Raw genomic sequence first — 13,875 nt, 5'->3', positions numbered from 1 at the left:
CCATGGCCCGAGTTCGCCACAAACGCAAGCCGGTCGCCGAGATGAACGTGGTGCCCTACATCGACGTGATGCTGGTGCTGCTGGTCATCTTCATGGTGACGGCCCCCATGCTCAACCAGGGCGTGAAGGTCGACCTGCCCAAGGTTTCCAGTGAAGCCTTGCCGCAAGACAACAACGTCCAGATTCTCACCATCTCCATCAAGGCCGACAAGACCTACTACTGGAACCTCGGCAGCGAAGTCGATACCGATAAACAGATGGACAAGGCCATGACCTTGCCCGACATGACCAACGCAGTGACCAAGATCATTGCTGCCGGTCGTGACCAGGGCAAGCAGACCCAGGTCTTCATTCGTGGCGACAAGGCTGTCGACTACGGCGCGGTCATGGGTGCCATGGGCGGGTTGCAGAAGGCCGGTGTCGGTAACGTTGGCCTGATTACCGAGGCGCCCTGATGCAACAGCGAGAGCCATCCGCCTCGGAAAGCTACTTCTGGCCCAGTGTCTGGGCCATCGGCCTGCATGTGCTGGTGTTCGCTATGCTGTTCGTCAGTTTTGCCATGACGCCTGAACTGCCGCCTTCCAAGCCGATCGTCCAGGCTACTCTGTATCAGCTCAAGTCCAAGAGCCAGGCGACTACCCAGACCAATCAGAAGATTGCCGGGGAAGCGAAGAAAACCGCCTCGCGCCAGACCGAAGTCGAGCAGCTGGAGCAGAAGAAGGTCGAGCAAGAGGCCGTGAAGGCCGCGGAACAAAAGAAAGCCGACGCCGCTCAAAAGGCCGAGGAGGCTCGCGAGGCCGCCGAAGCCAAGAAGGCCGAGGACGCCGCCAAGGCCGCCGAGGCGAAAGAGGCCACCGAGGCCAAGAAAGCCGCCGAAGCCAAGAAGGCCGATGAGGCGAAGAAAGCCGCCGAGAAACAGCAGGCCGACATCGCCAAGAAGAAGGCTGAGGAAGAGGCCAAGAAGAAAGCCGCCGAGGACGCCAAGAAAGAGGCCGCCGAGGAAGCGAAAAAACAAGCCACCGAGGATGCCAAGAAAAAGGCAGCCGAAGAGGCCAAGAAGAAAGCAGCCGAGGACGCCAAGAAGAAAGCGGCGGCCGAGGACGCGAAGAAGAAGGCAGCTGAAGAGGCCAAGAAAAAGGCCGCGGCAGACGCCCAGAAGAAAAAGGCACAGGAAGCGGCCCGCAAGTCGGCAGAAGACAAGAAAGCCCAGGCCCTGGCCGAGCTGTTGTCCGATACCACCGAGCGGCAGCAGGCGCTGGCTGACGAGCAAGGTGACCAGGTGGCCGGCGATTTCGACGACCTGATCCGCATGCGCGCAGCCGAGGGCTGGGCACGTCCGCCTTCCGCGCGCAAGGGCATGACGGTAGTCCTGCAGATCAACATGCTGCCAGATGGCACCATCACCAACGTCAGCGTGTTGCGCTCCAGTGGCGACGGCCCGTTTGACAGTTCGGCGGTGGCAGCGATGAAGAACATCGGTCGTCTGACCGAAATGCAGGGTATGAAGCCGAGCGATTTCAACAGGTATCGTTCGTTCAAGATGACATTTACTCCTGAGGATCTAGCGTTGTGATTAAACTCCTTCGAGGACTGCTGGTCATGCTGTGCTGCGTGGCAGGCATGGCCGTAGCAGAGGAAAAGAACATCCTGGTCACCAGCGGCAGCGACCGGGCCACGCCCATCGCGGTAGTGCCGTTCGGTCTGCAGGGCGGCAGCGTGCTGCCCGAAGACATGGCTGACATCATTGGCAACGACCTGCGCAACTCCGGCTACTACTCGCCGATCCCGCGGCAGAACATGATCAGCCAGCCTTCCCAGGCCAGCGAAGTCATCTTCCGCGACTGGAAGGCGTTGGGTGCGCAGTACGTGATGGTCGGCAGCATCGTGCCGTCCGGCGGCCGCCTGCAGGTGCAGTACGCCCTGTTCAACGTCGCCACCGAGCAGCAAGTGCTGACCGGCAGCGTGGCGGGCAGCGTCGACCAACTGCGTGACATGTCGCACTACATCGCCGACCAGTCGTTCGAAAAGCTCACCGGCATCAAGGGTGCGTTCTCTACCCGCATGCTGTACGTGACGGCCGAGCGTTTCTCCACCAACAACACCCGTTACACCCTGCAGCGCTCGGACTACGACGGTGCCCGGGCAGTGACCCTGCTGCAATCGCGTGAGCCGATCCTGTCGCCACGCTTTGCACCGGATGGCAAGCGTATTGCCTATGTGTCGTTCGAGCAGAAGCGCCCGCGCATCTTCGTGCAGCACATCGACACCGGCCGCCGTGAGCAGGTCACCAACTTCGAAGGCCTCAACGGTGCACCGGCCTGGTCGCCTGACGGTTCGCGCCTGGCGTTCGTGCTGTCGAAAGATGGCAACCCGGACATCTACGTGATGAACGTGGCTTCGCGTCAGATCAGCCGTGTCACTGCCGGCCCCGGTATCAATACCGAGCCGTTCTGGGGCAAGGATGGCAACACCCTGTACTTCACCTCCGACCGTGGCGGCAAGCCGCAGATCTACAAACAGTCGGTCAGTGGTGGTAGCGCCGAGCGCGTAACTTTCGTTGGTAACTACAACGCCAACCCGAAACTTTCGGCGGACGAAAAGACGCTGGTGATGATCCACCGTCAGCAGGGCTTCACCAACTTCAAAGTGGCGGCACAGGACTTGCAGCGCGGAAGTGTAAAGATTCTCTCAGAAACAAGTCTTGATGAGTCTCCCACTGTTGCGCCAAACGGCACCATGCTAATCTACGCCACCCGCCAGCAGGGCCGGGGAGTCTTGATGCTCGTGTCGCTTAATGGCCGCGTGAGGCTCCCACTTCCTACCGCTCAAGGCGAAGTCAGAGAACCGTCCTGGTCCCCTTACCTGAACTGATTGCGGCGTAATACGTTTTGCTTAACACACTGGGGTTTCATTAGGAGTTTCACGATGGAAATGCTGAAGTTTGGTAAATTCGCTGCGCTGGCTCTGGCCATGGCTGTAGCTGTAGGTTGCTCCTCGAAAGGCGGTGACAACGCTGGTGAAGGCGCTGTTGACCCGAACGCTGGCTACGGTGCCAACACTGGCGCTGTCGACGGCTCCCTGAGCGAAGAAGCCGCCCTGCGCGCAATCACCACCTTCTACTTCGAATACGACAGCTCGGACCTGAAGCCAGAAGCCATGCGCGCTCTGGACGTTCACGCCAAGGACCTGAAGTCCAACGGCAACCGCGTTGTTCTGGAAGGCAACACCGACGAGCGCGGCACCCGCGAGTACAACATGGCTCTGGGTGAGCGTCGTGCCAAGGCCGTTCAGCGTTACCTGGTTCTGCAGGGCGTTTCCCCTGCTCAGCTGGAACTGGTCTCCTACGGTGAAGAGCGTCCTGTTGCTACCGGCAACGACGAGCAATCCTGGGCTCAGAACCGTCGCGTAGAACTGCGTAAGTAAGTTCCCATGCGAATGTGCCGCCGTGTAGTAACCGTCCTCGCACTCAGCCTGCCGCTCGCGGCCTGGGCTGAGGTCCCTGTAGTAGATGACAACGCAGGCAGTTATCCGCCTGCGGGTTATGGCACGAGCGGCGCCTATGCCGGGGCAGGGGCTTCAACCCCTGCCTCGGCACAGGGCCAGCTGTTCATGCAGCTGCAACAGATGCAGGACCAGCTTTCCCGCCAGCAAGGCATCATCGAAGAGCTGCAAAACGATGTGTCGCGCATGAAGCAGGAAAACCTGGAGCGATACCAGGACCTGGACCGTCGCATCAACAGTGGTGCCGCGCCTGCCGCGACCCCTGACAATTCCTCTACCGGGGGCGCATCCAATGCCGCCGCCGGTGCAGCAGCAGGTGCCGCTGGCGCCGCTGCGCAACAACCGGCCGCCAGTGGCGAGCCCGGTGATCCGGCGAAAGAGAAGCTCTATTACGATGCTGCTTTCGACCTGATCAAGCAGAAGGACTTCGACAAGGCCAGCCAGGCGTTCAACGCCTTCCTGCGCAAGTACCCCAACAGCCAGTACGCCGGCAATGCCCAGTATTGGCTGGGTGAGGTGAACCTGGCCAAGGGTGACCTGCCAGGTGCCAGCCAGGCGTTCGCGCAGGTGAGCCAGAAGTACCCCAAGCACAGCAAGGTGCCTGATTCGCTGTACAAGCTGGCCGACGTCGAGCGCCGCATGGGCCACACCGACAAGGTCAAAGGCATTCTGCAACAGGTCATTACCCAGTACCCTGGCACATCCGCCGCGCAACTGGCGCAGCGTGACCTGCAAAAGCTCTAAGCAGCACCCTTCGCAAGAAACCCGCGCCAGTCGCGGGTTTTTTCGTTAGAATCACTGCCCTTTTTCTTAAACACGCTGCAGCGGATAACGCCATGTCGAGTCCGCGACAGTGCCTGACGGAGGCGGACAGCCTGTTTAGCTGTCACGCCCGTGGCGATCATGCAAGACACACTACGCATCACCGAAGTTTTTTACTCTTTGCAGGGTGAAACACGAACGGCTGGGCTGCCCACGGTTTTCGTGCGCCTGACCGGTTGCCCCCTGCGCTGTCAGTACTGCGACAGTGCCTACGCGTTCAGCGGCGGCACCCTGCGCACACTCGATTCGATCATGGAACAGGTGGCCGGTTTCAAGCCGCGTTACGTCTGCGTAACGGGCGGCGAGCCGTTGGCCCAGCCCAATGCCTTGCCGTTGCTTCAGCAACTGTGCGATGCCGGCTACGAGGTTTCGCTGGAGACCAGCGGCGCGCTGGATATTTCGGGTACCGACACCCGCGTCAGCCGTGTGGTCGACCTGAAGACGCCAGGCTCCGAGGAGTCGCACCGTAATCGCTATGAGAACATCGAGCACTTGACCCGCAACGACCAGGTCAAGTTCGTGATCTGCTCGCGCGAGGACTATGACTGGGCGGTGTCCAAGCTGATCCAGTACAACCTTGCCGAGCGTGCCGGCGAGGTATTGTTCTCGCCTAGCCATCACCAGGTGCGCGCGAGTGACCTGGCCGACTGGATCATTGCCGACAACCTGCCCGTACGCTTCCAGCTGCAGCTGCACAAGCTGCTGTGGAACGACGAACCCGGACGTTGATTGAGGAGTAGCAGTACATGACTGAAAAACGCGCGGTAATCCTGCTGTCTGGCGGCCTCGACTCGGCCACCGTTGTTGCCATGGCCAAGGCCGAGGGCTACAGCTGTTACACCATGAGTTTCGACTACGGCCAGCGTCATCGTGCAGAACTCGATGCCGCTGCCCGCGTGGCTCGCGACCTCGGGGTGGTCGAGCACAAGGTCATCGGCCTGAGCCTGGACGGTATCGGTGGCTCGGCCCTGACCGACAGCAGCATCGATGTACCGGAAACCCCCGGTGAGGGGATTCCAGTCACCTACGTGCCAGCGCGCAACACTGTGTTTCTGTCCCTGGCCCTGGGTTGGGCGGAAGTGCTCGAAGCGCGTGACATCTTCATTGGCGTCAATGCCGTGGACTACTCCGGTTACCCGGACTGCCGCCCCGAATTCGTTGAAGCCTTCGAGCGCATGGCCAACCTGGCGACCAAGGCGGGCGTCGAAGGGCAGGGCTTCCGTATCCAGGCGCCGTTGCAGAACCTGAGCAAGGCACAGATCGTTCAGGAGGGCATCGCCCGCGGTGTGGACTACAGCTTGACGGTGTCCTGCTACCAGGCCGATGAGCAGGGCCGTGCCTGCGGCAAGTGCGACAGCTGCCGCCTGCGTGCCGATGGCTTCAAAGCTGCCGGTGTGAGCGACCCGACGCGTTATTTTTGATTTTTTTGCCGTAGGGTGTTGATTTCCCGTTAGAAATCAGTATTATACGCGCCATCCAACGGGTCGTTAGCTCAGTTGGTAGAGCAGTTGGCTTTTAACCAATTGGTCGTAGGTTCGAATCCTACACGACCCACCATACGCAGTAAGTCAAAGCCCGCTACCGGCAACGGTCGCGGGCTTTGTCGTTTCTGGCTCGTGTTGCTTGCCTTGGCCCATCGCCGGCGAGCCGGCGATGGGCTGCAAAGCGGCCCCGTTACTCGGCCCACTCCGGGTCGCCGGTAAACACCACGGTCAGCCAGCGGTCCGGCCCTTCGCCGCCCACGGCATCACCGATCTCGTTGCGCAGTGCATCCCACTCATCGATGGTTTTCGCGCCCATGCCGGTCGGCACGATGAAGTACAGCTCGATCTCCCGCGAGCGCCCCACCTTGGCCACATAAGCGCGGTACGACTGCAGGCCGTGGCGCGCGACGAATGCCTTGGCTACCTCGTCGACATGCAGTTTGAGGTCGCCCGGTGTCACCAGGAAAATCTCCGAAAATGCCTGGCGTACCACCGACAACGGCAACGGAATGATCACCAGGCAGACCAGTGCCAGTACCGCCGGGTCGATGTACGGTGACATCCACTCCCACTGCGTGCCTTGCACGGCATAACCAAAGCAGAAGGCGATCAGCAACGCGGCGGTAATGCTGGCCGACATCACCCAGCCCTTGACGTCCATGCGCACGAAGTCCGAACACAGCTTGCGGTTGGCCCGAGCTTCGATCACCGCGATGGTCACGCAGGCAATCACGGTGAGTACCGCGTAGACCATGGCAATGCCGAATTCCAGGTGGCGCCCGCCTTGCAGCACGCTGCTGACGGCGTTGATCAGCGCATAGATGGCCACGCCGCTGAGCAGGATGCCATTGAGCGCCAGCACCATCGGCTCCAGGTGCCAGAAGCCCATGGTGAAGCGCTCGCGCAGTTTGCGTGACATGTGCGCGGTGGTGGTGTGCGAGGTGATCAGCTTGACCACCACCAGCGACAGCCCGCTCATGCTGGCGTCGACCAGTGAATAGACGCCGTCGAAGATGATCGAGAACGAGCCGGAGGCCAGGCCGAAGGCGATGCCGATGGTGGCGATGAACAGGGTGACGGCGATCGAGGTGCGTAGCAGGCCTTGTTCGCTGGTGATGTCGAAGAATGGGGGTTTGTGTGCTGCTTCCATGGGTAAAGCTCTTTCAAAAGGTGGGTTGCCTGTACCGGCCTCTTCGCGGGGCAAGCCCGCTCCACAGGTGCGGCACCGCTCTCAAGGCTGGTGATAATCCTGTGGGGGCGGGCTTGCCCCGCGAAGCGGCCAGTACAGACTAGACGCGAAACTGCTCCATCAAGGCTTGCTGCTGGTTGGCCAGCCGGTTCAGTGCCTGGCTGATCCGCGCCGACTCCTCGGCCTGGCCAGACAGCGATTCTGTCACATCGCGGATGCCGGCCACGTTGCGGTTCACTTCCTCGGCCACCGCACTTTGCTCTTCCGCTGCCGAGGCGATCTGCAGGTTCATGTCGCTGATCACCGCCACCGCCTCGCCGATTCGCTGCAGGGCCGGCAGTGCCTGCTCCATGCGCGTTGCGCTGGCTTGGGCCTGGCGTTGGCCTTCATGCATGGCGCCCACCACATCCTCGGTGCCTTGCTGCAAGCCTTCGATGACCTGGCGGATTTCCTCGACCGATACCTGGGTGCGTTGGGCCAGGCTGCGCACTTCATCGGCGACCACGGCAAAACCGCGTCCGGCTTCGCCAGCCCGGGCGGCTTCGATGGCGGCATTGAGCGCCAGCAGGTTGGTCTGCTCGGCAATGGCGCGGATCACATCCAGCACCGAGCCAATTTGCTCGCTGCGGCTTTCCAAGGCGCGTGCTTCGTCCATCGCGGTGGTCATGTCGGCGGCCAGGCGGTCGATGGCCTGGCGGGTACTGGCGATCAGTTGCAGGCCCTCGCGGCTCGCCTGGTCGGCGCCACGAGCCGCCTGAGCTGCCTGGGCGGCATTGTGGGCGACATCCAGTGCGGTAGCGCTCATTTCGTTGGCGGCGGTGGCCAACTGCTCGATTTCCCGGTGCTGTTGCTGCATGCCGTTGCTGGTTTGGCTGGCGATGGCAGCGGACTGGTCGGCGGTGCCGCGGGCTTCCTGCAGCGAGCCCTTGACCTGTGCAATTACGGGTTGGAGTTTGTCGAGGAAGCGGTTGAACCAGCCAGTCAGCCGGCCCAGTTCGTCCTCGCGGGCGTAGTCCAGACGGCGGGTCAGGTCCCCTTCACCGCTGGCGATGTCCTCCAGGCGCGCTGCTACGGCAAGTATCGGCCGGGTTACCCCGCGTGCGGTCAGCCAGACCAGCAGCAGGCCCAGCACGGCAGCGCCGAGGCCGATCATCAGGCTGGTGAGGTTGGCGCGCTGGTTGTTCGCGTCCAGCCGTTGGTTGAGGGCGACCGCTGGCGCTCGCAGGACGCTTTGTGGCACTTCAAGCAGTACCTGCCAGGGGGCTGCATCGGGGATCGGCGCGAAGGGGTGGGCAACCCGCAGCAGGCCGCTCGCCACGCTCGTGCTCAGCGCCTTGCCGAGCTGAGAGCTGTCGCGGCTGTGGCCTGCCAGCAGGCCGGCCGGGCTGACGATGCTGACCTGGCCCTGGCCATCGAACAGCTCCTGACGGCCGTCCAGGCTCAGCTGCTGGAGGTTGTCCAGGCCAATGTCCAGGCCGATCACGCCGATGACCTTGCCGTTTTCCAGCAGGGGCAGGGCGATGCTGGTCATCAGCACCTCGCGGCCATTGACCTGGTCGAGGTACGGTTCGAGCATGCAGGTCTGGGCCGTCTCTTGCGGGCAGGTCAGCCAGCGGTTCTGCGGGCTGCCGCTGGTGCTGGTGCGGGTGTCGGCCAGCATCGATTCCGGCATGGCTTCTGCTTCGAGGGTGCCAGGGCGCGGTTGCGACCAGTACAGCGAGAACCGCCCGCTGTCGTTGCTGCCCAGGGCATCCTGGCCGATGTACTGGCTGTCCTGGTGGTCCAGAGCATTGGGCTGGAACACTAGGTAAAGGCCGATCACATCCGGGTTGCCGGCCAGGCTGGCACGCGCTTCGCGGGTCAGGTCGCCGCGCAGGTCGCTGCCGCCGCGGGCCTTCAATACCTGCACCAAGCGGCGCAAGCCATTGCCATACTGATAAGCGTCCATGAAATAGCGCTGGATGCGCAATGCCTGGGTCTGGGCGTGCGCTTGCAGGCGCAGGTGCGCGCTCTGGTCGAGCATTTTGGTGTTGGCCTGGTTGACCAGTGCCGCGCTGCGCCGGGCCTGGGTCAGCGAGGTGGCGACCAGCAGGGCGACGATGGCCAGCAGGCACAAGCCGGCAAGCAGGGTGATCTTCCACTGGATGGAGAGGCGGCGCAGCGGCATAGGGGCTTTCCTTTTCGATCAAGCGCAACGCCCGCTATCAGGCGCGGGCGTTGTCGGCAGCGTGGGTCATTCAGCGATGCAGTTCGGTGGGGCAACCCTGAAGGCCTTGGTCAGCCAGGCCAGGTAGCACAAGCCGAACAATGCCCAGATGCCGCCAAACATCAGCGAGTGCGCGTTCAAGTCCAGCCACAGCGAAACGATGATGCAGAAGCCGATGGTCGGCAGCACCAAGTACTTGAGCTTGTTGGCCAGCCCCTGGCGATTGCCCTCGCGCAGGTAGCAGTGGTTGATCACCGACAGGTTGACGAAGCTGAAGGCCACCAGGGCGCCGAAGTTGATGATTGAAGTGGCCGTGACCAGGTCGAAGAAGATGGCCGACAGCGAAATCAACCCCACCACCGCGATGTTCATGACCGGCGTCTTGTAGCGCGAATGCAGGCGGGCAAAGATGCTGGCCGGGATCACGTTGTCGCGGCCCATCACGTACAGCAAGCGTGACACGCTGGTCTGCGAGGCCAGGCCCGAGGCGATGGTATTGATCACGGTGCAGGCGATGAACACCGACTGGAACAGCTTGCCGCCCACGTACAGGGCGATTTCCGGCAAGGCAGCTTCCTGGTCATGGAAGCGCGCCATGGTCGGGAAGTAGGCCTGGATGAAGTACGACACCAGGATGAACACCATCCCGCCGATCAGCGCGGTGAGGAAGATCGCCCGTGGGATGGTCTTGCCCGGGTCGCGGGTTTCTTCCGACAGGCAGGTGACTGCGTCGAAGCCCAGGAACGAGAAGCACAGAATGGTCGCGCCAGCGGCCAGGGCGCTGAGCTGGGTCTGGTTGTCGGCGAAGGGCAGCAGGCTCCAGGTGGTACCCATCCCTTCGCCATGGTGCAGGCCGCGCACGCAGAGGTAGATGAACACGCCGATGATTGCCACCTGCACCGCCACGAACAGCAGGTTGAAGTGCGCCACCAGGTTGATGCTGCGCATATTGATCAGGCTGATCAGGCTGACAAACCCGACCACCCACACCCACGCCGGCACTTCGGGGAACATGGCCGACAGGTAGAGCTTGGCCAGCAGCGCATTCACCATAGGCAGGAGCAGGTAGTCCAGCAGCGATGACCAGCCCACCAGGAAGCCAACGTGCGGGTTGATGGCGCGCTGGGTGTAGGTGTAAGCCGACCCCGATTGCGGGAAGCGTCGTACCAGAGTGCCATAGCTCACGGCGGTGAACAGAATGCCGGCCAACGCCAGGATGTAAGCGCTGGGCACATGCCCGGCGGTGATGCCGGAAACAATCCCGAACGTGTCGAACACGGTCATCGGTGTCAGGTAGGCCAGGCCGATGATTACCACGTGCCAGAGGCGCAGGGATTTGTGGAATTGGCCGCTGCCGGTAGCGCTCTGGTCAGGCTGCATGCTGGCATGGCTCCTGCGGCTGGGCGTGAACGGCGGGCACAGTGATTGGCGCATGCGGCAAGTGCGAGCGGGTGGGCTCCATGTTGTTCACCTTTATTGTTCGGAGCAGAGGGAGGCGCGTGCGAGACGCCGGTTGTTCTTTGTGAGGTGGGCGCGGTGCAAGTGGTTAAAATAAAAAACGATGGGTAGGTTGGTGTCAAGTTAAACATGACAAGATGTTACGAAACTGAAATATTTATCGATTTGAACTAGGTTTTGTTCGGTTTTTGCGCGATTTTGTGCGCTTTTGCTCGATTTAGATGTCCGTAAAATTGAACAATCCCGCAGCGCTTCCTGCGCCTTTCAGGCGCTTCCTAAAAGCGGGATTTCTCTGCTTCGGCCGCCACGTGCCTCTGGCTGCAGTGATATTCTTCAGGCCCTGCGTGGCACCTGGCCGCGTGCAAGCCCTTATGGACAGCAATCGGTTTTATTCATGAAGAAATCAGTAGGCATCCTTTCCGGCCTGGCCCTTGCCATTGCCGTCGCAACCACCGCTGGCGCCTGGTACACCGGCGAGCGCCTGCCTGCGGAGCTGGAATATTCCGTCAACCGCAGCAACGCTGAACTGAAGAAAGCCCTGGTAGGCGTCGGCGGCAGCATGACCGTCGAACTGGTCTCGCTGGAGCGGCACTTCTTCAGCAGTACCGCCCAATACCGGCTCACCGCCAAGGACATCAACCTTGGCGACGGCGAGGCGGTCAATTTCGAGGTGGGCATGACCGACCAGGTCGAGCATGGCCCGTTCCCTTGGTCGCGGGTCAAGGCGCTGAAGCTGATGCCAGTGCTGGCTGTCAGCAACAGCACGCTGGTCAAAGACGCATTCACCGCCCCCTGGTTCGCCGCAGCGGGCGAGCAGTCGCCGGTCAGCGCGCAGACCAGCCTGGGTTACGGCGGCAGCGTCGACAGCACGGTATTGCTGGCCCCGGCCAAGGTCACCGAAACCGATGGCAACAGCCTCGACTTCTCGGGCATGCAGCTGCACGTCAGCGGCGACCGCGAAGGCAAGGCGACCCAGTTCCAGGGCAGTGCCGAGCGCTTCGAGATGAAGGTGGTCCGCGATGATCAGCCGCCTGCCACGTTCGAGCTGAAAGGCCTGAAGGTCGGCGGCGACCTGGCGGCCACCAAGCATGATGCGATCTATGTCGGCAACGTCGACCTGTCGCTGGCTGAAACCAAGGTCACCTTGGGGCCCAAGCAGCAGGTGCTGTTGATTAAAGGTTTCGAGCAGAATGCCGTGCAAACCCTCGACGGCCCGGACACCGTGGGTGGGCGCGTGGCTTACACGCTGGCGGATATCACCTGGGACGGCCGCGCGGTCGGCAATGCTCAGTTGGCCGTGAGCATCAAGTCGCTCAACGCGCCGGCGCTGCAAGCGCTGTCGCACTGGTACCAGGCGCACTTGCCGGAGTTCGAGGCAGCGGCCGCAGCCGGCCAGCCGGTGCCACAGATCCAGATGGACGAGGCCGAGAAGGCCAAGTTCCAGGGCAACCTGCAACAGCTGTTGGCGTCCAAGCCCAAGCTGGCCGTGGAAAACTTCTCGTTCAAGACGGCCAATGGCGAAAGCCGCTTCAACCTGGCCATGGACTTCGCCAGCCCGACCTCCTTCGACCTGCCGCCTGACCAGTTGAGCAAACAACTGATCAGCGAGGTGAAGAGCAAGCTGTCGCTGTCCAAGCCGATGATTGGCGACCTGGCAACCTTGCAGGCATTGCTGGAAGGGCAGACCGATGCCCAGGCGATCGCCATGCAGTCCAGCCAGGCGGGTGAAATGGTCGGCATGATGGCGCTGCAAAGCGGCATGGCCACGGTGCAGGGCAATGATGTGGTGAGCAGCCTGCACTATGCCGATGGCATGGTCGACTTCAATGGCCAGAAAATGACCGTGGAAGCGTTCGCCATGCTGATGTCCTCGCGTCTTGCAGCCTTGCAGCCGCAAGGTTGATTGGCTGAGCGGTACAGCCCTGTCGCCGGCAACCCGGTTACAGGGCTGTACCGGCTGCATAAAACCCTTTTGAATTGCCTCGATTGTCTGTAGCCTTCGGCGTCCGATAATAATCCGCGCCCGCAGAGGGCCGTGATGGCCTGCGCGCCGTCCGGCGCCCCTAGCCGATCTGCCAGGGCCGGGTGATACACTCGATTTGATGCGCACACGCGCCTGCAGGTCCAGCGATCATGACCCAGATTTCCGAACGCCTGTTGGTTCAGGCCCACCTCGACGCCAAACAGCCCAACCCGCTGACAGCCGAGCAGGAGGCCGAATACCGTGCGGCCATCGCTGCCGAGCTCAAGGCGCAGAACGCCGTGCTGGTCGCCCATTACTACTGCGATCCGGTGATCCAGGCGCTGGCCGAAGAGACCGGCGGTTGCGTATCCGACTCGTTGGAAATGGCCCGTTTCGGCAAGAACCACCCCGCCGAGACCGTGATCGTTGCCGGTGTGCGCTTCATGGGCGAAACGGCAAAAATTCTTACCCCCGAAAAACGCGTGCTGATGCCGACCCTCGAGGCCACCTGCTCCCTCGACCTGGGGTGCCCGGTTGAAGAGTTTTCGGCATTCTGCGACCAACACCCGGAACGTACCGTGGTGGTCTATGCCAATACCTCGGCGGCAGTGAAGGCGCGTGCCGACTGGGTGGTAACCTCCAGCTGCGCGCTGGAGATCGTCGAAAGCCTGATGGACAACGGCGAGACCATCATCTGGGGCCCGGACCAGCACCTGGGGCGCTACATCCAGAAGCAGACCGGCGCCGACATGCTGCTGTGGGACGGCGCGTGCATCGTTCACGAAGAATTCAAGTCGCGCCAGCTGGCCGACATGAAGGCGCTTTACCCGGACGCAGCCATTCTGGTTCACCCTGAATCGCCCGAAGCGGTGATCGACCTGGCCGACGCGGTAGGTTCGACCAGCCAGTTGATCAAGGCCGCCCAGACCCTGCCGAACAAGACCTTCATCGTCGCCACCGACCGCGGCATCTTCTACAAGATGCAGCAGCTGTGCCCGGACAAGGAATTTGTCGAGGCGCCGACGGCCGGTAACGGTGCAGCCTGCCGCAGTTGCGCGCACTGCCCGTGGATGGCGATGAACACCCTGGAGCGGGTGCTGGATTGCCTGCGCACGGGCAGCAACGAGATTTTCGTTGACCGGGCGCTGGTGCCCAAGGCGATCAAGCCGCTGAACAGGATGCTCGATTTTACTCAGGCGGCGCGCTTGAAGTTGTCGGGTAACGCCTGATATTGCTGGGGCCGCTTTGCGGC

General features: G+C 62.0%; 12 protein-coding genes, 1 tRNA gene and 1 pseudogene. 10 read left to right on the top strand and 4 right to left on the bottom strand.

The window, feature by feature from the left end; genetic code table 11:
• Nucleotides 1–2: 2 nt before the first annotated feature.
• The 8 genes from tolR to PC358_RS12145 all read left to right on the top strand — a co-directional run bounded on the left by tolR (nt 3) and on the right by PC358_RS12145 (nt 5,880).
• Complete coding sequence (gene tolR, locus PC358_RS12180) at nt 3–455, top strand: protein TolR (RefSeq protein ID WP_012273765.1); 453 nt, start codon at nt 3–5, stop codon at nt 453–455.
• The gene (tolA, locus tag PC358_RS12175) at nt 455–1,573 is read left to right on the top strand and encodes a cell envelope integrity protein TolA (protein WP_033699841.1); all 1,119 of its coding nucleotides are present in this window, start codon (nt 455–457) and stop codon (nt 1,571–1,573) included. Before tolR ends, tolA begins: the two co-directional genes overlap by 1 nt.
• Nucleotides 1,574–1,599: 26 nt before the next feature.
• Nucleotides 1,600–2,871: a Tol-Pal system beta propeller repeat protein TolB gene (gene tolB, locus PC358_RS12170; RefSeq protein ID WP_033699839.1), complete on the top strand. Its 1,272-nt coding sequence runs from the start codon at nt 1,600–1,602 to the stop codon at nt 2,869–2,871.
• 54 nt (nt 2,872–2,925) lie between these two features.
• Nucleotides 2,926–3,423, top strand: a complete 498-nt coding sequence (gene pal / locus PC358_RS12165) for a peptidoglycan-associated lipoprotein Pal (protein ID WP_008090230.1) — start codon at nt 2,926–2,928, stop codon at nt 3,421–3,423.
• A gap of 6 nt (nt 3,424–3,429) precedes the next feature.
• Nucleotides 3,430–4,245, top strand: a complete 816-nt coding sequence (gene ybgF / locus PC358_RS12160; RefSeq protein ID WP_033699838.1) for a tol-pal system protein YbgF — start codon at nt 3,430–3,432, stop codon at nt 4,243–4,245.
• A 159-nt stretch (nt 4,246–4,404) separates the two neighbouring features.
• The gene (queE, locus tag PC358_RS12155) at nt 4,405–5,052 is read left to right on the top strand and encodes a 7-carboxy-7-deazaguanine synthase QueE (protein ID WP_033700214.1); all 648 of its coding nucleotides are present in this window, start codon (nt 4,405–4,407) and stop codon (nt 5,050–5,052) included.
• Between the two features lie 17 nt (nt 5,053–5,069).
• Nucleotides 5,070–5,744 (top strand): 7-cyano-7-deazaguanine synthase QueC, encoded by a 675-nt coding sequence (queC, locus tag PC358_RS12150; RefSeq protein ID WP_033699837.1) that lies wholly within the window; start codon nt 5,070–5,072, stop codon nt 5,742–5,744.
• 60 nt (nt 5,745–5,804) lie between these two features.
• Nucleotides 5,805–5,880, top strand: a tRNA-Lys gene (locus tag PC358_RS12145).
• A 117-nt stretch (nt 5,881–5,997) separates the two neighbouring features.
• On the opposite strand, the gene PC358_RS12140 is transcribed toward PC358_RS12145, so the two are convergent.
• From PC358_RS12140 to PC358_RS12130, 4 genes and pseudogenes are all read right to left on the bottom strand, one after another.
• Nucleotides 5,998–6,957: a cation diffusion facilitator family transporter gene (locus tag PC358_RS12140; RefSeq protein WP_033699836.1), complete on the bottom strand. Its 960-nt coding sequence runs from the start codon at nt 6,955–6,957 to the stop codon at nt 5,998–6,000.
• Nucleotides 6,958–7,096: 139 nt separating this feature from the next.
• Complete coding sequence (locus tag PC358_RS28415; protein ID WP_420847910.1) at nt 7,097–7,852, bottom strand: methyl-accepting chemotaxis protein; 756 nt, start codon at nt 7,850–7,852, stop codon at nt 7,097–7,099.
• A gap of 102 nt (nt 7,853–7,954) precedes the next feature.
• Nucleotides 7,955–8,944: pseudogene (locus PC358_RS28410) on the bottom strand (methyl-accepting chemotaxis protein); the annotation flags it as partial.
• 285 nt (nt 8,945–9,229) lie between these two features.
• On the bottom strand, nt 9,230–10,582 hold the full coding sequence (locus PC358_RS12130) for an APC family permease (protein ID WP_033699834.1): 1,353 nt from the start codon (nt 10,580–10,582) through the stop codon (nt 9,230–9,232).
• Nucleotides 10,583–11,054: 472 nt separating this feature from the next.
• On the opposite strand from PC358_RS12130, the gene PC358_RS12125 reads away from it, so the two are divergent.
• Nucleotides 11,055–12,563 carry a YdgA family protein gene (locus tag PC358_RS12125; protein ID WP_033699833.1) on the top strand — a complete coding sequence of 503 codons (1,509 nt, stop codon included), beginning with the start codon at nt 11,055–11,057 and terminating at the stop codon, nt 12,561–12,563.
• A 230-nt stretch (nt 12,564–12,793) separates the two neighbouring features.
• Entirely contained in the window at nt 12,794–13,852 is a 1,059-nt protein-coding gene (gene nadA / locus PC358_RS12120; protein ID WP_033699832.1) for a quinolinate synthase NadA, read from the top strand.
• The last annotated feature ends 23 nt before the right edge of the window (nt 13,853–13,875 follow it).

The organism is Pseudomonas capeferrum, from assembly GCF_000731675.1.
Lineage (GTDB): Bacteria > Pseudomonadota > Gammaproteobacteria > Pseudomonadales > Pseudomonadaceae > Aquipseudomonas > Aquipseudomonas capeferrum.
This window is presented reverse-complemented; position numbering and strand designations above follow the sequence as displayed.

Coding starts and splice junctions, on each gene's coding strand:
- PC358_RS28415 (WP_420847910.1), bottom strand. CDS start 7,852: ATGCAGCAACAGCACCGGGAAATCGAGCAGTTGGCCACCGCCGCCAAC.
- PC358_RS12140 (WP_033699836.1), bottom strand. CDS start 6,957: ATGGAAGCAGCACACAAACCCCCATTCTTCGACATCACCAGCGAACAA.
- pal (WP_008090230.1), top strand. CDS start 2,926: ATGGAAATGCTGAAGTTTGGTAAATTCGCTGCGCTGGCTCTGGCCATG.
- PC358_RS12130 (WP_033699834.1), bottom strand. CDS start 10,582: ATGCAGCCTGACCAGAGCGCTACCGGCAGCGGCCAATTCCACAAATCC.
- queE (WP_033700214.1), top strand. CDS start 4,405: ATGCAAGACACACTACGCATCACCGAAGTTTTTTACTCTTTGCAGGGT.
- ybgF (WP_033699838.1), top strand. CDS start 3,430: ATGCGAATGTGCCGCCGTGTAGTAACCGTCCTCGCACTCAGCCTGCCG.
- nadA (WP_033699832.1), top strand. CDS start 12,794: ATGACCCAGATTTCCGAACGCCTGTTGGTTCAGGCCCACCTCGACGCC.
- tolR (WP_012273765.1), top strand. CDS start 3: ATGGCCCGAGTTCGCCACAAACGCAAGCCGGTCGCCGAGATGAACGTG.
- PC358_RS12125 (WP_033699833.1), top strand. CDS start 11,055: ATGAAGAAATCAGTAGGCATCCTTTCCGGCCTGGCCCTTGCCATTGCC.
- queC (WP_033699837.1), top strand. CDS start 5,070: ATGACTGAAAAACGCGCGGTAATCCTGCTGTCTGGCGGCCTCGACTCG.
- tolB (WP_033699839.1), top strand. CDS start 1,600: ATGCTGTGCTGCGTGGCAGGCATGGCCGTAGCAGAGGAAAAGAACATC.
- tolA (WP_033699841.1), top strand. CDS start 455: ATGCAACAGCGAGAGCCATCCGCCTCGGAAAGCTACTTCTGGCCCAGT.